This is a genomic window from Corynebacterium tuingiense (assembly GCF_046718165.1).
Lineage (GTDB): Bacteria > Actinomycetota > Actinomycetes > Mycobacteriales > Mycobacteriaceae > Corynebacterium.
Genome location: NZ_CP177101.1, coordinates 1,832,427 through 1,849,936, shown reverse-complemented (window position 1 = coordinate 1,849,936; position 17,510 = coordinate 1,832,427). Strand labels below are relative to the sequence as shown.

Annotated in this window: 19 protein-coding genes; 15 read left to right on the top strand and 4 right to left on the bottom strand. The window is 60.9% G+C overall.

The window, feature by feature from the left end; genetic code table 11:
• Positions 1–69: 69 nt before the first annotated feature.
• The 12 genes from ACLI1T_RS08795 to ACLI1T_RS08740 all read left to right on the top strand — a co-directional run bounded on the left by ACLI1T_RS08795 (position 70) and on the right by ACLI1T_RS08740 (position 9,249).
• Positions 70–1,338 (top strand): glutamate-5-semialdehyde dehydrogenase, encoded by a 1,269-nt coding sequence (locus ACLI1T_RS08795; RefSeq protein ID WP_411702458.1) that lies wholly within the window; start codon positions 70–72, stop codon positions 1,336–1,338.
• Positions 1,339–1,342: 4 nt separating this feature from the next.
• Positions 1,343–1,558, top strand: a complete 216-nt coding sequence (locus tag ACLI1T_RS08790; RefSeq protein WP_411702457.1) for a hypothetical protein — start codon at positions 1,343–1,345, stop codon at positions 1,556–1,558.
• 78 nt (positions 1,559–1,636) lie between these two features.
• Complete coding sequence (locus tag ACLI1T_RS08785) at positions 1,637–2,269, top strand: cutinase family protein (RefSeq protein ID WP_411702456.1); 633 nt, start codon at positions 1,637–1,639, stop codon at positions 2,267–2,269.
• Positions 2,270–2,287: 18 nt separating this feature from the next.
• Entirely contained in the window at positions 2,288–2,905 is a 618-nt protein-coding gene (gene nadD / locus ACLI1T_RS08780) for a nicotinate-nucleotide adenylyltransferase (protein WP_411702455.1), read from the top strand.
• Positions 2,906–3,022: 117 nt separating this feature from the next.
• Positions 3,023–3,466: a ribosome silencing factor gene (gene rsfS / locus ACLI1T_RS08775; protein ID WP_198010486.1), complete on the top strand. Its 444-nt coding sequence runs from the start codon at positions 3,023–3,025 to the stop codon at positions 3,464–3,466.
• Between the two features lie 7 nt (positions 3,467–3,473).
• A complete protein-coding gene (locus ACLI1T_RS08770) occupies positions 3,474–4,172 on the top strand; it encodes a histidine phosphatase family protein (RefSeq protein ID WP_411702454.1) in 699 nt (232 codons plus the stop codon).
• The gene (locus ACLI1T_RS08765; RefSeq protein WP_411702453.1) at positions 4,172–4,969 is read left to right on the top strand and encodes a DegV family protein; all 798 of its coding nucleotides are present in this window, start codon (positions 4,172–4,174) and stop codon (positions 4,967–4,969) included. The genes ACLI1T_RS08770 and ACLI1T_RS08765 overlap by 1 nt, the downstream gene beginning before the upstream one ends.
• A gap of 158 nt (positions 4,970–5,127) precedes the next feature.
• Positions 5,128–5,805 (top strand): ComEA family DNA-binding protein, encoded by a 678-nt coding sequence (locus ACLI1T_RS08760; RefSeq protein ID WP_411702452.1) that lies wholly within the window; start codon positions 5,128–5,130, stop codon positions 5,803–5,805.
• A gap of 20 nt (positions 5,806–5,825) precedes the next feature.
• On the top strand, positions 5,826–7,229 hold the full coding sequence (locus ACLI1T_RS08755; protein WP_411702451.1) for a ComEC/Rec2 family competence protein: 1,404 nt from the start codon (positions 5,826–5,828) through the stop codon (positions 7,227–7,229).
• A gap of 7 nt (positions 7,230–7,236) precedes the next feature.
• Positions 7,237–8,205, top strand: a complete 969-nt coding sequence (gene holA / locus ACLI1T_RS08750; RefSeq protein WP_411702450.1) for a DNA polymerase III subunit delta — start codon at positions 7,237–7,239, stop codon at positions 8,203–8,205.
• Between the two features lie 10 nt (positions 8,206–8,215).
• On the top strand, positions 8,216–8,605 hold the full coding sequence (locus tag ACLI1T_RS08745) for an ankyrin repeat domain-containing protein (protein WP_411702449.1): 390 nt from the start codon (positions 8,216–8,218) through the stop codon (positions 8,603–8,605).
• Positions 8,602–9,249, top strand: coding sequence for a LysE family translocator (locus ACLI1T_RS08740; RefSeq protein ID WP_411702448.1), 648 nt, complete (start codon positions 8,602–8,604; stop codon positions 9,247–9,249). Before ACLI1T_RS08745 ends, ACLI1T_RS08740 begins: the two co-directional genes overlap by 4 nt.
• Here ACLI1T_RS08740 and ACLI1T_RS08735 read toward each other — a convergent pair.
• The gene (locus tag ACLI1T_RS08735) at positions 9,246–10,607 is read right to left on the bottom strand and encodes a type II restriction enzyme (protein ID WP_411702447.1); all 1,362 of its coding nucleotides are present in this window, start codon (positions 10,605–10,607) and stop codon (positions 9,246–9,248) included. The genes ACLI1T_RS08740 and ACLI1T_RS08735 overlap by 4 nt on opposite strands.
• The gene (locus ACLI1T_RS08730) at positions 10,600–11,442 is read right to left on the bottom strand and encodes a DNA adenine methylase (RefSeq protein ID WP_411702446.1); all 843 of its coding nucleotides are present in this window, start codon (positions 11,440–11,442) and stop codon (positions 10,600–10,602) included. The genes ACLI1T_RS08735 and ACLI1T_RS08730 overlap by 8 nt, the downstream gene beginning before the upstream one ends.
• 340 nt (positions 11,443–11,782) lie before the next feature.
• Between ACLI1T_RS08730 and ACLI1T_RS08725 the strand changes: the two genes are divergently transcribed.
• Complete coding sequence (locus tag ACLI1T_RS08725) at positions 11,783–12,361, top strand: TetR/AcrR family transcriptional regulator (protein WP_023023495.1); 579 nt, start codon at positions 11,783–11,785, stop codon at positions 12,359–12,361.
• Positions 12,362–12,460: 99 nt separating this feature from the next.
• Here the strand turns inward: ACLI1T_RS08725 and rpsT are convergent, their stop codons facing one another.
• Both rpsT and ACLI1T_RS08715 read right to left on the bottom strand, forming a co-directional pair.
• Positions 12,461–12,724 (bottom strand): 30S ribosomal protein S20, encoded by a 264-nt coding sequence (gene rpsT, locus ACLI1T_RS08720; protein ID WP_023023493.1) that lies wholly within the window; start codon positions 12,722–12,724, stop codon positions 12,461–12,463.
• A gap of 220 nt (positions 12,725–12,944) precedes the next feature.
• Complete coding sequence (locus tag ACLI1T_RS08715; RefSeq protein WP_411702445.1) at positions 12,945–13,481, bottom strand: type II toxin-antitoxin system PemK/MazF family toxin; 537 nt, start codon at positions 13,479–13,481, stop codon at positions 12,945–12,947.
• Positions 13,482–13,499: 18 nt separating this feature from the next.
• Between ACLI1T_RS08715 and lepA the strand changes: the two genes are divergently transcribed.
• The gene (gene lepA, locus ACLI1T_RS08710; protein WP_411702444.1) at positions 13,500–15,350 is read left to right on the top strand and encodes a translation elongation factor 4; all 1,851 of its coding nucleotides are present in this window, start codon (positions 13,500–13,502) and stop codon (positions 15,348–15,350) included.
• 250 nt (positions 15,351–15,600) lie between these two features.
• On the top strand, positions 15,601–17,508 hold the full coding sequence (locus ACLI1T_RS08705; protein WP_349886622.1) for an alkaline phosphatase family protein: 1,908 nt from the start codon (positions 15,601–15,603) through the stop codon (positions 17,506–17,508).
• Positions 17,509–17,510: the final 2 nt, after the last annotated feature.

The following is a 17,510-nucleotide window of genomic DNA, read 5'->3' as shown; positions in this document are numbered from 1 at the left end:
TTGAGGCAAAGCGTGAGATAAAAGGCGGGCAGCTGAAAAACTCGGGCAGGTACGTTACTCTGGTATGACATGAGCAACACTGAACGCGAAGAAGTTCTGTCCAAAGCCCGTGCTGCTAAGGATGTTGCGCCCATCGTGGCGCAGCTGTCCACGCCGCGTAAGAATGAAATCTTGCAGCGCGCAGCCGAAAATCTTATTGCCCACACCGATGACATCCTTGCTGCCAACCAGCAGGACATTGAGGCAGGCCGCGAACGCGGCATGTCCGATTCCCTGATTGACCGCCTGACCTTGGACGCTGCCCGCGTCGAGGGCATTGCCGATGGCCTGCGCCAGGTCGCTGGCCTGCAAGACCCGGTAGGCGAGATCCTGCAGGGCCGCACCATGGATAACGGCATCCAGATGAAGCAGGTGCGCGTCCCGCTCGGTGTGATGGGCATGGTCTACGAGGCCCGCCCGAATGTCACCGTGGATGCCTTCGGCCTCGCTTTGAAATCCGGCAACGTGCCGCTGCTGCGCGGTTCCAAGTCCGCGCGCAACTCCAATACCAAGCTGGTGGAGCTCCTGCAGGACACCCTTGCAGAGTTTGATCTGCCGCGCGAGGTAGTCCAGCTCCTGCCCTGTGAGACCCACGATTCCGTCCAGGACTTGATTACCGCCCGCGGCTTGGTGGACCTAGTCATTCCCCGTGGCGGTGCCAAGCTCATCGAGGCTGTAGTTACCGGCGCTACCGTTCCGGCCATCGAGACCGGTACCGGCAACTGCCACTTCTACATCGATGCTTCGGCCGATATGGACAAGGCCATCGACATGGTCATCAACGGCAAGACCCGCCGCACCTCTGTCTGCAACTCCACCGAGTGCGTGCTTATTGATGCCGCGCTTGATGATGCCACCAAGCTGCGTATCGTCCGCGCCCTCCAGGACGCAGACGTCACCGTCCACGGTGATGTAGACGAGCTCGAGGGCTTCGGCGCCACGGACGTTGTTCAGGCTACCGAGGAGGACTGGCGCGAAGAGTCGCTGTCCATGGATATCTGTGCGAAGGTGGTCGACGGCGTTGACGCTGCCATCGCCCACATCGCGGAATTTACCACCGGCCATACCGAGGGCATCGCCGCCCAGGATGCGGACGTCTTGGTCAAGTTCGGCAACGAGGTTGATGCCGCAGCCGTCATGCTGAATGCCTCCACTGCCTTCACCGATGGCGAGGTCTACGGCATGGGTGCAGAAATCGGTATTTCTACCCAGAAGCTGCACGCTCGTGGCCCAATGGCCCTGCCGGAGCTGACCTCCTCCAAGTGGGTCCTCCAAGGCACCGGTCACGTACGCCCATAAGAACGTGCGCCTTTTTCCTCTCTCTCGCGCCGCCGCTGGCTTTGTAGCTATCTCCGCCACGGCGGCGCTTGGCATGTCTGTGCTCACACCTGTCGCGGCAGCGGGGGAGACTCATCCGCCGGCCGAGACCTGCCCCGACTATGTATTCCTTGCCGCGCGCGGCTCGGACCAAAATGAGGAACACGGGGAGTACTTCGGCCCGCAGCGCTATTCGGACTAGGGCGCGGAATCCAATGGCTATGAAGGTCCCAACCTCGCAGCGCTCTTCCACCTGGTAGAACAACGCCACCCCGGAACCATGGATAATGCTTACGTGCTGGCGTTGGATGCGGATGCATATCCGGCCTCTATGAACCTTCCACCGTTGGCCCAAGAGGGCGAAAACCTGGGCCTGCTGCAGCTGATGCGCCGCTTGGGCGGGGTGCTGCTGGAACACCCCTTGCACGAGCTGGTCTATCAGGTCACCGTCGGCTTTGTGCAGAGCCTGCGCAGCGGCATGAATAACGCGCCGCGCGTGGTGGAGAAGTACGAAGAGGAAACCGGCTGCAGCCCGCGCTATATCACCGCTGGGTATTCGCAGGGAGCCATTATCGCCACCAGCGCGGAGCGCTACCTCGCGTCCCAGGACAAGCTTGCCGGGGCGATCTACCTGGGCAATCCCTTGCGGCGTCCCGACGGCATGGCCGGGCCGATTCCGCGATATCTCATTCCTCACAGCGCCGCACTGTCGGCCGATCGCCGGATCGATTACTGCCTTGCCGGCGACTTCGTCTGCGACCTCAACCTGCGCAATGCCAAAGACACCCTGGCCACCAAGGCCGCCCACCACGCCTCGTATTTCCGCGATAGTGAGGGCGATGCGGCAGTGGAACAGGACAATGCCCGCGTGGCCGATACCGTGGCTGGCTGGCTTAACTCCCCAGCAGGGTAGCGGCTATACTCTCCAGCCATGACTAATTCCCAGCGCATTGGGATCATGGGCGGCACCTTTGATCCAATCCACAATGGCCACTTGGTCGCCGCCAGCGAGGCGGCGCACCGCTTTGCCCTCGATACCGTAGTCTTTGTGCCCACCGGCCAACCGTGGCAGAAGGCCTCCCGCGAGGTCACCGCCGCGGAGCACCGGTATTTGATGACCATGGTGGCAACGGCCTCCAACCCGCGCTTTACCGTCTCCCGCGTGGACATCGACCGCAAGGGCCCTACCTATACCATCGATACCCTGCGGGATCTGCGCGAGCTTTTTCCGGACGCCGAGTTTTACTTCATCACCGGTGCGGATTCCCTGCAATCCATTATGAGCTGGCATAACTGGGAAGAGATGCTGGAAATGGCGCACTTCGTGGGCGTCACGCGCCCGGGCTACGAGCTGAGTACGGACATGCTGCCCGCCGGTTCGCGGGAGGATATCAACCTTATCGATATCCCGGCCATGGCCATTTCTTCCACGGATTGCCGCGAGCGGGCCGCCCAAAACCGCCCGGTGTGGTACCTGGTTCCGGATGGGGTGGTGCAATACATCACCAAAAATAACCTCTACTCGGCGCAGCCGGATAAACCTTTATAGTTCAAGTTTGGGCACAATCGCGCCGAACGTGCAAGAATAGACAGCTAAAAGACACTTCCTCACCAGACGCGAAAAGGGAATTTTTATACATTGTCTATTTCTGATCTCGCCCGCCGCATGGCGGCAACCGCGGCGCATGCCGCACAGGACAAGCTAGCAAGCAATATCGCAGCAATCGATGTCTCCGATGTCCTCGCCATCACCGAGGTTTTTGTGCTGGCTTCTGCCGATAACGAGCGCCAGGTCGGCTCCATCGTGGATGAGGTGGAGGACCAGATGACGGCTCAGGGCTTCGAGCCGCAGCGCCGCGAGGGCAACCGCGAAAACCGCTGGGTGCTGTTGGATTATGGCAATATCGTCATCCACGTGCAGCGCACGGACCAGCGGGAGCACTATGGGCTCGACCGCCTCTACCACGATTGCCCTTTGGTGGACATCGAGGGCATTGAGCCACCCGAGCGCCCCGGCGATTGGACCAACGGCATCAATCCGCGCACCGTGGATTCCATTGATGAGCTGCCATTGGCGCAAAAGGCCCCTGGCGAGGACGAGGAGCTTTAACCCCACCATGAGCCGCCGCCTGATTCTGATCCGCCACGGACAAACCACCTACAATGCCTCCGGCCGCATGCAGGGCCACTTGGACACTGAGCTTTCCGATGTCGGCTATGAGCAGGCCCGCGCCGCCGCCCGCCTGCTCCGGGATCAGGGCGTGGTAAAAATCGTCGCCTCCGACTTGCAGCGCGCGCGAGAAACCGCGCGGGTGGTGGCAGAATCGCTCGGCCTGGACTTTTCTACGGATCCCCGCCTGCGCGAGACCAATCTGGGGCAGTGGCAAGGCAAGAGCTCTGCCGAAGTGGATGTTGAATTTCCCGGCGCCCGTGCCATCTGGCGCCACGATCCCACCTGGGCGCCGCCAGAAGGCGAGTCCCGCGTAGATGTGGCGCGGCGCGCACGCCCGGTCGTCGACGAGCTCATGCAGGAATTTTCCGGCTGGGATGACGGCGCCGTGCTCATCGTCGCCCACGGTGGCGCCATCTCCGCGCTGACGTGCCACCTGTTGGGTCTGGATCACGGACAGTACGGCATTTTGTCCGGTCTGAAAAATACCCACTGGTCGCAACTGACCGCCCGCCCGGATTTCAATCCGGAAACCCCCGTGACCTCGCTGGAATTTACGCCGCAGACGGTGACGAGTGCGCAGTGGTACTTCGATGGCTGGAATATGGGTGGCGAGGTCACCGGTGATGGAGGGGCAGATACCTAGTGACCGTTCGCGTCATTACTGACTCCGCGGCCAGCCTGCCCCCAGAGATTGCTGAAGAACTCGATATCACCGTCATTGACCTGCACGTGATGGATAGCGAGGATAAGGGCGGAAAACTGCGCACCACTTCGGGCCTTTCCTCCCTCGAATTGGCCGCTGCCTACGGCCGGGAGATGGAAAAGGCACAGGATGATGGCGTCATCGCCATTCACCTGTCCAAGGAGCTTTCGTCCACGTGGTCGGCCGCGGTGGCCGCGGCTGGGGTTTTCCCCGATACGGTTCGCGTTATCGATTCCGGCTCTGCCGGCATGGTCATGGGCGCGGCGGCGATGGCGGCGGCCACCAAGGCAGCACAGGGCAAAGCGCTGGAAGAATGCCACGCGGCGGCGCTAGACAGCATCGAGCGCGCGGCTACCTGGGTGTACCTGCATTCCACGGAGGATATGCGCCGCTCAGGCCGCATGTCTGCCGCCACCGCCATGTTGTCCACCGCGCTTTTAGCCACCAAGCCGATTATGTCCATCGTGGACGGCAAACTGGAATTGGTGGGAAAAACCCGCACGCAGACAAAGGCTTTTACCAAGGTAGTAGAGATCATCGCCGCCCGCGCCGCCGGGGATCCAGCCTTCATCGCCATTCAACACAATCAGGCTAGCGAGGCGGCGGACGAGCTGCAGGGCCTCTTGCGCGATGCCCTGCCAGAAGGCACGTCCTTTATCACTACGCCCTTAACCGAGGTGCTCGCCGTGCACGCTGGACCCTCCGCCATTGGGGTATTTGCGGTATTTAGCTCCTAGGCCCTCGCACGCACGGGCGAAGCCCGACGGCCTGTGCGCCCCCGATTGTGGATAACCACCCCGCCAGGACCCGTTTGGTTGCTTCCTACAACGACTTATCCACAGCGCCTCCGCCCACGTTCTCGCACCGCACGCGGCGGCTTCCTAGCCTGTGGGCTATGGCGGCACCCAAAATCAGCGAACGACTCCGCGAATTTACCCAACCCACCGGCGAGGAAGAACTCCTCCACGTCGATTACCCGCGCCCGCGCGTGCGCATCAGCCGCTGGCAGGCCTGCGCGGTAGCCATCATTGTGGTGGTGGGCGTCATTATCTGGCTGGGCCTTAGTACCCGCAATTCGGATGAGTCCGGCATGCCCGAACCCGCGGCGATGGGCAGTACCACCGCCGAGCCTAGCGCGGAGGCGAGCGAAATCGTCGTATCCGTCGTCGGCGAAGTTGCAGCGCCCGGCCTGAAGACCCTCGAGCCTGGTGCCCGCGTCGCCGATGCCCTCGCGGCCGCCACGCCCTTGCCGGAGGCGGAGACCATGACGCTCAACCAAGCGCAGCGGCTTGCCGATGGCCAGCAGCTCCACATCCTGCCCCAAGGTGCTCCGCCCGACCCCGCGCTTGCCGATGCCCCCACCGCCGCACCCGCCGGCGGCGATAAAGTCAGTCTCAATTCCGCGACCGCCGCCGAACTCATGGATCTCAACGGGGTAGGGGAGGTCACCGCGGAAGCCATCGTCTCCTTCCGCGAAGAGCGCGGGGGTTTTAAGGACGTCGAGGAACTCCTCGAGGTCAGTGGGATTGGCCCTGCCAAGTTTGCCAAGCTCAAAGATAACGTGCAGCTGTAGACGTAAGAGGCCACGCCGCGATGAAAGAACTCCGCTTGCTTCCCGGCGCCCTGACCGCGTGGGTGGCGGTCATCGCGGTGCTGGTTTTCGGGCAGGGGTGGGCCGTCACGTGCATCGGCAGTGTCGTAGGAATATGCCTGCTCGCCCGGCACTGGGGCCAAGCCATCTTTTGCGGCGTGATTGCCAGCGCCGCCGCCTTCGTAGCAGGCGTGCGACAGGCGCGTGCGGCCGCCTTTGACTTCGGCCGCGAGATTACCGGCCGCGTGGTCACCGCGCCGACCCAAACGAGCACCGGCGGCTGGCTCATCCGGCTCGATGTCCCAGGCTACCCCGCGCAGCTTCCGGTCTTTAGCCCCGAACCACTGAGCGCACCCGTCGGAACGCAGGTCACGGCAGCGATTCAGCTTTCCGAGTCCGACCAACCCGGAGTCGGGACCGTTATAGCCAACGCCTCCCACTTGAGCATCGCCGCGCCACCTTCGGGCGTGGCCGGCTGGGCCGCACGGGTGGCCGATAACTTCCGAGCGGTCGTACTAGAGGCGGTAGGCCCGAGCAGCCAGGGGCTCATCCCAGGCATGGTGCTTGGTGATACCTCCCTGCAAAGCCCCGCGGACCGCGAACTCTACATCGATACCGGGCTATCGCACCTCAGCGCTGTATCCGGTGCCAATGTGGCCATCGTCTGTTCCTTTGCCGCCATCGTCTGCGCTGCGTGTGCGGCCGGACCGCGCACTAGGGTGGCGGTGTCCTTGGCCGCGCTAGCCACCTATGTCGTCTTGGTGGGCCTTGAACCATCGGTACAGCGCGCGGCCGTCGCCGGGGTAGTAGGTCTGCTAGCGGTGCTGCACTCTTCCACCATGGAACCCATCCACGCGCTCAGCCTCGGCATCCTCACCCTCCTTTTTGTGGATTCGGACCTCGCGGTGCACTTTGGCTTCGCGCTATCGTGCGCGGCGACTTTCGGCATCGTCATGCTGAGCCCGCTCATCTATTCCCAGCTCGCGGTCACCGGCTGGCCCGCCATCTTCCTGCGCGCTATCGCGGTGGCGATTGCCGCCGATGTCCTCACCCTGCCGCTTATCGCGCTAATGTCCGGCGAGGTATCCGTTGTCTCGGTTCTCGCCAATGTCTTAGTAGCGCCCGCCACCGCACCCATTACAGTGGTGGGGCTGCTTGCGGCCATCGCCGCGCAGCTAGGCCCCTTGAGCATCGTCGCCGCGGGGCTATTGAAACTCATCGAACCCGCGTCGTGGTGGATCAATACCATCGCCCACGGCGTGGCCAGCCTGCCCGTGGTCACCATCACCGCCCACCCGCTCTTTACGCTCCTGGGATACGGATGGGTCATCGCCGGGCTGCTCTATCACCGGCCATGGCTGACCTTGGCGGGGGTTATCGCTTGTCTGGGTGTGCTTGCCGCCTAGCGCTAAAATGATGGGCATGCCTCCTGTACACCTCATTCTCGGCGACGATGAATTCCTCACCGAACGCGCCCGCCACACCATCCACAAGGCCGCGGCCGAAGGCGAGGCCACCCGCCCTGAATTGATGACGCTCAAGGCCTCCGAGGTATCCGAGGGCGAAATCTTAGAGGCCACCAGCCCGTCGCTGTTTGGCGATAACCGCGTCATCGTCATCACGGATTGCGAACGCGCCGGGAAAGAAGTAGTCGATATCATCCTGCGCGCCTGCGCCAATCCCGCGCTGGGCATGACCATGGTGGTGGTCTATTCCGTGGCCGCGAAGACGCTGAAGAAAAAGAAGAAGGCGCCCGAGCTGGTGGCGAAGCTGCGCAAGATTGCGGAGGTGCACGAAGTCTTTTCGCTCTACCCCAATGAGCTGGGCCAGTGGGCCACCCGCGAGTTCGCCTCTCACGGCGTTCGCCCCACCCCGGATGTCGTGCACGCGGTACTCGACGGCGTCGGCTCCGACCTCCGCGAGCTTGCCTCCGCCATCTCCCAGCTCGTGGCCGATACTGGTGGAAACGTGACGCAGGAAGCGGTGCGTAATTATTACGTCGGCGTGGCCGAGGTAGCCAATTGGGACATTGCCGATGCCGCCGTCGCCGGCCGCGTTGAGGCCGCCGTCTCTACCTGCCGGCGCGCCCTCCAACTCGGCGCCAGCCCCGTGGCCATCGCCGCGGCCTTGGCCAATAAGGTGGGTGCCATCGCGCGCCTGTATTCCGCCCGCGGGGACCAGTACACACTTGCCAGCCAAACCGGGCTTGCCCCGTACGTTGTAAAAATGACCCAACCGGTAGCCAGGCGCTGGACTGCCGATGACATCACCGCCGCCGTCATCCTCGTCTCTGAACTGGATGCCGCCGTTAAAGGCCAAGGTGGCGAGCCCGAATTCGCCGTTGAGGCGGCCGTAAAACGAATCGCGGAATTGGCACGTTAAGCTAGAGTCCATGTCTGAGGAACAAGTGCAAGAATTCGCCGGCCGGCTCTTTGACATGGCGCGGGAAGGAAACCCGGAACTCCTGAACTATATTGACCAGGGCGTCAATATCAATCTGGTCAACCAAGAAGGCCAGTCTTTTCTCATGCTTGCCGCCTACCACGGCCACGCGGAACTCGTCACCGCGCTGGCGGGCGCCGGTGCCGACGTGAACTTGCTCAATGATCGCGGCCAATCGCCCCTGGCAGGTGCGATCTTCAAAAAAGAAGACGCGGTTATCGATGCCCTCCTAAACGCCGGCGCCTCCGCTACCGCCGGCCAGCCAACCGCCATCGATTCGGCCCGCATGTTTGGCCGCGAGGATCTGCTCAGCCGCTTGGAAGGCGAGTCCGCGCAGTGAGCTGGACTTCCTTTTTCACCATTCTCCTGATGAACCTAGTGGGCGTGGCCTCGCCAGGCCCAGATATCATCCTGGTCACCCGCTATGCCACCAAGTCGCGCCGCCACGCCATCGCTGCGGCCGCAGGCATTCAAATCGGCGTGTTGTTCTGGTGCGGTGCCACGGTCTTTGGCGCGGCCGCCCTTCTGACCGCCTTCCCCGGAATCTTAGGCGCGGTCCAGGCCATCGGCGGCAGCTTCCTCGTCTTCATGGGATGGCGGGCGCTGCGCAGCGGCCTCGAACAGCGCACCAACCCGCCCGTTGATTTGGAGGACGCCGAGGCCAAGCTGGGTCGGCTGCGCCATTCCTTCAAGATGGGGCTGGCAACGAACCTGTCCAACCCGAAGATCGTGTTGTTCCTCGCCGCCATGATCGCCCCGCAGCTGCCGGCATCCCCACCGTTGTGGTTGGCCATCGCCTTAACCCTGGCGCTGGCGCTATCGGCCTTCGCCTTCTTCCTCGTGGTGGCCACGGTGATTTCCACGAATGCGGTGCGCCGCAAGCTCATCGCCGCCGGTCCGTGGATCGATATCGGATCGGGCCTGTTCTTCATCATCGCCGGCGTCGCGCTCGTGGTCGCTGGTGTGCAGCAGCTCATGGCTTAAAGCCCAGGCAGGGTTTCAGGTTCGCCCACTGCCACCACATCCAGCGCCCACTGGATCCACCGCGCCACCGTCGAAGCCCGCCGCCTCGCCGTGCCAGCGCCCAAGCCGAGTCCTTGTATCCCCGCCGCAATCTCGTGTGTCTCCGCCACCTTCCCACGCCGCAGGCTCATTTCCAGCGCCTGCCGGAATACCCGCCGCGCCGCCAACGCGCGCAGCAGGGCAGCATTGCGCGCATCGCGCCGGGGCTGCGCGATGGCCTTGTCACCGCGAGGGGTGAGCTGATAGTGGTCATCGGCAAGCGCCAGCAGCCCGAGATAGCAGGCCGCATTGGCGTAATAGTCTGCCTGGCGCAGATGGAAGTCGTACTGCTCCGCGATTTCCTCCTTGCTCATCGGCTGCTGCGCGATGAGCTCCACCAGGTTAACCACGCGCTCGAAGCTATTGGCCTGTGGGAAGGGAATCCCTGCCGGCTCCGGCTCAGCATCGACGGAGCCAATAATGCCCAGCGCATCATCCACGCTGAGGTGCGAAGCGCTCAGGGCGTAGCGGGCGTGGTCTACCAGCGCGATGCTGCGAAAATCCGCGGGATCGCTGAAATCGTACCGATACAGGTGGAAAATCCCATTCGAGTAGACCAAAAACACGGGCACCACGGCTTTAGTTAGCCGCTGCTGGAAGCGCCGGTACGGAAAATACAATTGCCGGATATTGAAGTCTTCGGAGATGTGGTTTTTCGCCTCCACCAGCACCAAATGCTCGAGCGATTCGAAGCCGCCGTCGATTTCCATCTGCGCGCGCTCGACCTTGACTTCCAGCCCCAGATCCGGCACCGGAATCGTCATTTCCAGCGACGACATGCGCCCGGCGACGGTGGCCTGCAATGGTTCGCATCTCAAAAAGTGCTCAAGCATGCCGCTTGCCGATGCCACATTCAACGCCATCGATTCCGAGTTCACGCTTTCGATATCGAGGGTGTCAAGGCCCGCTGGCATGTCCAACGTGCGCACAGAACCTGGCCCGGCGTGGGTGGGGTCCGGGAACCGTTCGTACAGGTCCAACGGCCCGACGAAGTATTCGCTGCGGCTAACCGGAAGAATCCCCAGGCCCAGTTCCTTGAAAATCCACGGTCGAGAGGTAGAAAAATCGTGCTTGGCCATCAGCCGCGGTTCCCGGCCGGAAAGCTCCTTTAGCTCCTTGGCCGTGAGGTAGAAGTATCCGTTTTCTTCTAGCTCCTCGCCACACCCCGAGGCCATGATGCGCAGCCATCCCCAATCATCGAGGCCAAGCTTTTCGCCTTCTGGGACATCAAAAAGCGCGCGAAGTTCCCGCTGCTCTTGTGCGCCCGGTACTTTACTCATCGCCCACCTCGTAGTTGCGCACGAGCACTTCATCTACCTTGCCGCGGCGCGAACCCACGGAGTTGATGGCGCGGGTAGCCGCAACGGTGTCGATGGAAAAATCCGCGTAGAGGTCGCGGATGAACTCCGTGGCGGAATTAGAGAGGAGGAACTTCACCCCGCGGGCATCGAGGTCATCGCACACCGCCTTCAAGCGCTCTTGTTCCGCGCGGTCAAAACCGCCCTTTTGATAACCGGTAAAGGAACTGGTGACGTTGACCGGGTCATAAGGCGGATCGAAATAGACAAAGTCTCCTTCACTGGCACCTGCCACCGCCGCAGCGAAATCACCCTGCGTGAAGGCGATGTCATTGTCCCGAAAATACTGGTGGACCCCGCGCAGCGTTTCTGCATCACAAATTGTGGGGTTCTTATAACGGCCAAAAGGCGCATTGAATTGCCCCGCGGAATTTACCCGGTACAGGCCGTTATAGCAGGTCTTATTCAGATACAGCGTCCGCGCGGCGCGCTCTGTAGCAGAAAGCGCCGCGAACCGTTCCGCATCGCGGTCTACCGCGCGCAGCCGATAGAAAAAATCGGCGTCGTTCGGACAAGTCGACACCAAGCTAATCAGCTCGTCGACGCCTTCGCGCACTACCTCATATAAATTAATCAGCTCCGAGTTGAGGTCATTGACCCGCGCGGAGGCCGGAGTGAGCGAAAATAAAACTGCGCCGCCGCCGATGAAGGGTTCATAATAACGCCGCGGGGTCCCAGCGGGCAGGGCGGCGTGAATATGCGGCAGGAGCTGGCGTTTCCCGCCGGCCCATTTCACCAGAGGCTTGACGTTTTTCATTGGTCACCTATCTTAGCCGCCCATGCAGACACGAACACTATCACCCTTTCGAACATACAAGCCCATAAACTGGGTGCTCCAGTGCAAAAACCATGCGGGCAAGCTACCGCTTCAGTAGTTGTCTTAACGTCTGAGTTGGCGCCTGCTTTGCCGTCGTGGGCGGGGAATGTCGCTTTGGCATGCTGAAACTTCGGCGATTCGTAGTGGTTAGGGAAGCCTACCAAGGGTCGGTTTTTCTTGGTGGGGAGAAAGACTATAAGGTGAAGAAAATACCATATTTATGGGGTTGAATAGTTGGGTTTCTCACGGGTTGAATATCGTGAGGAAGAGGAGAGAGAGTATGCCGCGCATTTCAGAGATCCGAGTCGCAGCACTGCGACTCGTTATTGACCACGGTTATGACGGGTTCACTATGGAAGAGCTCGCGCACGACGTCGGGATATCTCGGCGCACCCTCTTTAACTACGTCAAGGACAAGGAGTCAGCGGTACTCGGCCCAGAAGTTTCGGAAAAGTTCGACCAGCAATTGCAAAACTTCGCCGCTGGCCTGCCCACCGGTAGCCTGCGGGAGGATTCTGCAGTCATGGCAAACACAGAATTTGAGCACGCTGTGGGCAACGATCATTTCCCGGAAATTTCCCAATTGACCGCCCGGGCGCTCTCCCAGGATGAGAAATTATTGTCCATGTACTGGCGCCGAAACGAGCGCGTCATGATGCACATCCGCCGAGCATTGCAAGCCCGCGAGGGGTGGAGGGCCTCGGATCCCCGGCTCATCCCGGCGGTCAATATCATCCACACGCAGTTTCAAACCGCCATCCAGACTTTTGTGGAAACCCATGGCCGGACATCCTTGTCGGTGGCCTATGCAGATGCGGGCAAGATCTTCGAGGCCTACTTTGCCGATGATCTAGCCTAGATCCATCAGGTGCAATGAAAACGGCGCAATAAAAATCCCCCGAACAAGCCGCTGCACGCAGGCAGCGCTTTGTTCGGGGGGAGACAAGAAGGCTAGTTACTAGTCCATCTTGTTGAAGGCGGTGGCCAAACCGGACTTCTTGTTGGCAGCAGCGTTGCGGTGGAAGACGCCCTTGGAAACGGACTTATCCAGCGCACGGGAAGCAACGCGCAGCTGCTTTTCTGCTGCAGCCTTGTCGCCGGTCTCTACGGCTGCGTGGAACTTGCGGATCTCGGTGCGAACCGCGGAACGCACGCTCTTGTTGCGCTGACGAGACTTCTCGTTGGTCAGAACGCGCTTCTGCTTGGACTTGATATTTGCCATGAAAATACCTCTTGATAATCGAAAATGATTGATTCAGAAACAAACCCACCGGACGTGTCCCGCGATCCCCGCCAAGTGCGGGAACCGCTCGGCGCTGGTATTCGAAGAGCGAACCCAAGGCCCTGCCCGCCCCGACCAACGCGCCCGGAAAGTAAGTAACTCGCAAATAATAGCAGCGCAGCCGACCCTGATCCAAGTCCGCAGCCGCCAGGCCGCCGAATTAGGCCCAGTGGTACCGCGAACGCAGCCGGTTGGCGATTCTTTCGAACCTGCGTTCTGGAAAAAGAATACCCTGGCGGCGTACCTGTTCCTCGGAAACCTCCAATAAACGGTCCAGGCGCACCCAGCAATTGCGCCCGGAGGCGTCCCATTCGCCGCAACCGATTTCTAGCCAGGCATCGTCAAGCGCATGCTCCGGATTGGCGGAAATGAGCAGGCCCGTCACGGTGGTGCGGGTGCGCCCGACCACCAAGATGGCGCGCTCGCGGGGAGAGGACTGCTTGCCTTCCGAAGGCGTCCACACCCACACGACCTCGCCGGAATCGGCCTGGCCGTCCATATCGGGGGAGAAGAAGATGGAACGGGGGTGCGCCGCGGTGGCCTCGACCTGGATGGAGGCGGCCTTGCGCGGCTCGTGGCTTTGGGTGGATCTGTCCAGCCCTAACTGGGAGTTGATGCGGTTGAGGCCGGAGTCCACGGGCTCGCGCTCGCTGATTCCGAGCGCCTCGCGCAGACGGGTGAGCATGCCGGAATTCATGTCGACTATTGTAGACGTATGTCTGAAAACTTTGCGGCCACGACGTTTACGGATCCCGCCCGGATCCGTAACTTCTGCATTATTGCTCACATCGACCACGGAAAGTCGACGCTGGCAGACCGCATCCTGCAGCTATCTAAGGTGGTTGCGGAGCGCGATATGCGTGACCAGTTCCTCGATAACATGGATATCGAGCGCGAACGCGGCATTACTATTAAGGCGCAGAACGTGCGCCTGCCGTGGGTGCCGCAATCTGGGGCATCGGCAGGCGAGCAGATCGTCATGCAGATGATCGACACGCCCGGCCACGTGGACTTTACGTACGAAGTCTCCCGTGCGCTCGAGGCGTGTGAAGGCGCCATTCTGCTTGTCGATGCCGCTCAGGGCATCGAAGCCCAAACCCTCGCCAACCTGTACTTGGCGATGGAAAATGACCTGGAAATCATCCCAGTGCTCAATAAGATCGACCTGCCTGCGGCGGATCCGGATAAGTACGCGCTGGAAATCGCCAATATCATCGGCTGTGAGCCTGAGGAAGTGCTGAAGGTATCGGGCAAGACCGGCGAAGGCGTGGTTGAGCTGCTCGATAAGGTCTGCGAGTTGGTGCCGCCGCCGTCCTCGGAGTACGAGCCCGATGCGCCAGCGCGCGCGATGATTTTTGACTCCGTCTATGACACTTATCGTGGCGTGGTGACCTATATCCGCATGGTGGATGGTAAGCTCACCCCGCGCCAGAAGGTGACGATGATGTCCACCAACGTCAACCACGAGCTGCTGGAAATCGGCATCGTCTCGCCCACGATGCAGAAGTGTGAGGGCTTGGGCCCCGGCGAGGTGGGCTACCTGATTACCGGCGTGAAGGACGTGCGCGAGACCAAGGTGGGCGATACCGTCACCTGGTCCCACGGCGGCGCCGAGACCCCGCTGAAGGGCTACAAGGACCCTGACCCGATGGTCTATTCCGGGCTTTTCCCCATCTCCCAGGCCGATTTCCCCGACCTGCGAGATGCGCTAGAAAAGCTGCAGCTTAACGATGCCTCCTTGACTTTCGAGCCCGAGACCTCCGTCGCCCTGGGCTTTGGCTTCCGCTGTGGTTTCTTGGGCCTGCTGCACATGGAAATCACCCGCGACCGCCTGGAGCGCGAGTTCGGCCTCGACCTGATTTCTACCGCCCCGTCCGTGACCTACCGCGTGGTGGCAGAGGACGGCGAGGAAAGCTGGGTTCACAACCCCTCGGACTGGCCGGAAGGCAAGCTCAACGAGGTCTACGAGCCCATTGTCTCCATGACCGTCATCGTGCCCGAGCAGTTCGTCGGCCCGACCATGGAGCTCTGCCAATCCAAGCGCGGCCAGATGGGAGGGATGGATTACCTGTCTGAAGACCGCGTGGAGCTGCGCTACACCATGCCATTGGGCGAAATCATCTTCGACTTCTTCGACATGTTGAAATCCCGCACCAAGGGCTACGCCTCGCTCAACTACGAGGAGGCCGGCGAGCAGCAATCTGACCTCGTCAAGGTCGATATCCTCCTTAATGGTGACCCAGTGGATGCTTTCTCCGCCATCATCCACCGCGATTCCGCCCAGTGGTACGGCAATAAGATGACCAAGAAGCTAAAGGAACTGATTCCACGCCAGCAATTCGAGGTTCCCGTCCAGGCGGCCATTGGCACCAAGGTCATCGCCCGCGAAAACATCCGCGCCATGCGCAAGGACGTGCTGGCCAAGTGCTACGGCGGCGATATCTCGCGTAAGCGCAAGCTGCTGGAAAAGCAGAAGGCGGGTAAAAAGCGCATGAAGACCTTGGGCTCCGTGTCGGTGCCGCAGGAGGCCTTCGTGGCGGCGCTGTCGACGGACGCGGACGACTAGGCACTGGAAAGCGCAGCGTAATAGTACCTTAACTTTCAGTTAACAATCTTTGTGGCGTCGGCTGTGCAAAAGCGAGGTTGAGCTGCACATATAGGGCATTCCTGAGACTGGGAATGCCCTTTTTGAGTGTTTGCGGTTTATGGTTTCGCGGCGTTTAATTTCGATTCGAAAGCGACCGATGACTCTTCGGCGAGCCACAGCCACTTTCTCCCTCTTTGTTTCACTCGTTTAACTTAAGGCGGAAAATAAGATGAAGCTTCGCTCTCGCGCTGTGGCAGTGTGCGCCGCAGCCGCTGCTACGACCTCCTTGGTCCCCGGTATCGCACAGGCAGAAACCAAAACCCCCATCGACCACGTCGTGGTCATTTACTCCGAAAACATTTCCTTCGACCACTACTTCGGTACCTATCCGAACGCGCTCAATGACGAGACCGAAAAGCTGCAGGGAAGCGAGAAACCCGCCCCTAAGTTCACCGCCAAGGCCAACACCCCTAAAGCGGATAATCTCGAAAACAGCGGCAAGCTGAAGGACAATCCGAATTCCATCGATCCTTTTCGCATCTCGCCTGAACACGCCGTGACCACGGACCAGAACCACCACTACGCCGATGAGCAGGAAGCCTACAACGGCGGCAAGATGGACAAGTTCCCGGAGACGGTCTCCACGGACATCGATAAGTATGGCGAAGGCTCCTACGCCACTCCCGGCATGACCATGGGATACTACGACGGCAATACCGTGACCGGCATGTGGAACTACGCGCAGAACTTTGCGCTGAATGACAATAGCTTTTCCACCATCTTCGGCCCCTCCACCCCGGGCGCGCTGAACCTGATTTCCGGCACCGTTGCGGATGCCACCATGCACGACCCGGACACGGGCGACCAGCAGAAAATCGAGGATGGCAAGAACCACGCCTTGGCCGGCGTATCCGAGGACGGTTCTACCGCCACCGTGGTGGGCGACCCTGACCCGCTTTTCGATGACTGCTCCAACAACTCCTCCGCTGGTACCAACCAGGTCACCGCGATGCACTCCAAGAACATTGGTGACCAACTCAACGATAAGGACGTCACCTGGGGCTGGTTCCAAGGTGGATTCCGCCCCACCGATAAGGCAACGAAAGACTCCCGCGCCCGTTGCGGCTCTTCGCACACCACGCTGACCGGCCAGAATCAGACGGACTACAATCCGCACCACGAGCCGTTCCAGTACTACGCCTCTACCGCCAACCCGCACCACCTAGCTCCGTCCAGCGATGACATGATTGGCAAGACCGACCAGGCAAACCACCAGTACGACCTCGCGGACTTCGATACCGCCATCGAGCAGGGCAACCTGCCTTCCGTGTCCTTCCTTAAGGCCTCCAACTACCAGGATGGCCACGCCGGCTACTCCAACCCGCTAGATGAGCAGGCGTTTATCACTCACTACATCAACGAGCTGCAAAACTCCCCGGAGTGGGATTCCACCGCAGTCGTCATCGCTTATGACGATTCCGATGGCTGGTACGACCACAAGGCGCCGGAAATCCTCAACGGTTCCACTGATCCGCACCAGGACAAGGAAATCTGCACCGCCGCTGCCGCGAAGGTAGGCATCAAGGGCGATAAGAACGGCCAGTGCGGCCCCGGCACCCGCCAGCCCCTCTTGGTTGTCTCTCCCTACGCCAAGACCAACCACATCGATTCCACCTATACCGAGCAGACCTCGGTGACGAAGTTCATCCAGGACAACTGGGGCCTCGGCCGCTTGGGCGGAGATTCCTTCGATGACCGCGCGGGTGAGCTCACCGGTATGTTCGACTTCGCGGCTGCAGACAGGGCCCCGAAGCTCTTCCTCAATGAAACCGATGGCACCGTCGCGGAGGATTATGAATCCGTAGAGCGCGTGGATGACACCTCGCGCGCTGGCACCAACTTGAAGCCGGTTGTCGATGGCATGAATGACACCAAGGTCACCGAGCAGGGCGTTCCTGCCGTGACCACGATGGATAAGGCCCAGCAGCCGGATACCAACCACGCCGCATCCAGTTCCACCAAGGTGGGCATTATTGGTATTCTCGCCGCATTGGGCGTAGCCGCTGGCATCATCGGTTGGGTCATGAGTGGTCACCCCGGCTTGGATTTGAAAAACCTGCCTAAATTTCCGTTCTAATT

What these genes read in the sequence shown, in the direction of transcription:
- ACLI1T_RS08730 (WP_411702446.1), bottom strand. Translation starts at nt 11,442, where the DNA reads ATGAAAAACGTCAAGCCTCTGGTGAAATGGGCCGGCGGGAAACGCCAG.
- ACLI1T_RS08725 (WP_023023495.1), top strand. Translation starts at nt 11,783, where the DNA reads ATGCCGCGCATTTCAGAGATCCGAGTCGCAGCACTGCGACTCGTTATT.
- ACLI1T_RS08795 (WP_411702458.1), top strand. Translation starts at nt 70, where the DNA reads ATGAGCAACACTGAACGCGAAGAAGTTCTGTCCAAAGCCCGTGCTGCT.
- ACLI1T_RS08705 (WP_349886622.1), top strand. Translation starts at nt 15,601, where the DNA reads ATGAAGCTTCGCTCTCGCGCTGTGGCAGTGTGCGCCGCAGCCGCTGCT.
- rpsT (WP_023023493.1), bottom strand. Translation starts at nt 12,724, where the DNA reads ATGGCAAATATCAAGTCCAAGCAGAAGCGCGTTCTGACCAACGAGAAG.
- lepA (WP_411702444.1), top strand. Translation starts at nt 13,500, where the DNA reads ATGTCTGAAAACTTTGCGGCCACGACGTTTACGGATCCCGCCCGGATC.
- rsfS (WP_198010486.1), top strand. Translation starts at nt 3,023, where the DNA reads ATGGCGGCAACCGCGGCGCATGCCGCACAGGACAAGCTAGCAAGCAAT.
- ACLI1T_RS08745 (WP_411702449.1), top strand. Translation starts at nt 8,216, where the DNA reads ATGTCTGAGGAACAAGTGCAAGAATTCGCCGGCCGGCTCTTTGACATG.
- ACLI1T_RS08760 (WP_411702452.1), top strand. Translation starts at nt 5,128, where the DNA reads ATGGCGGCACCCAAAATCAGCGAACGACTCCGCGAATTTACCCAACCC.
- ACLI1T_RS08755 (WP_411702451.1), top strand. Translation starts at nt 5,826, where the DNA reads ATGAAAGAACTCCGCTTGCTTCCCGGCGCCCTGACCGCGTGGGTGGCG.
- ACLI1T_RS08735 (WP_411702447.1), bottom strand. Translation starts at nt 10,607, where the DNA reads ATGAGTAAAGTACCGGGCGCACAAGAGCAGCGGGAACTTCGCGCGCTT.
- ACLI1T_RS08785 (WP_411702456.1), top strand. Translation starts at nt 1,637, where the DNA reads ATGGATAATGCTTACGTGCTGGCGTTGGATGCGGATGCATATCCGGCC.
- ACLI1T_RS08715 (WP_411702445.1), bottom strand. Translation starts at nt 13,481, where the DNA reads ATGAATTCCGGCATGCTCACCCGTCTGCGCGAGGCGCTCGGAATCAGC.
- nadD (WP_411702455.1), top strand. Translation starts at nt 2,288, where the DNA reads ATGACTAATTCCCAGCGCATTGGGATCATGGGCGGCACCTTTGATCCA.
- ACLI1T_RS08770 (WP_411702454.1), top strand. Translation starts at nt 3,474, where the DNA reads ATGAGCCGCCGCCTGATTCTGATCCGCCACGGACAAACCACCTACAAT.
- holA (WP_411702450.1), top strand. Translation starts at nt 7,237, where the DNA reads ATGATGGGCATGCCTCCTGTACACCTCATTCTCGGCGACGATGAATTC.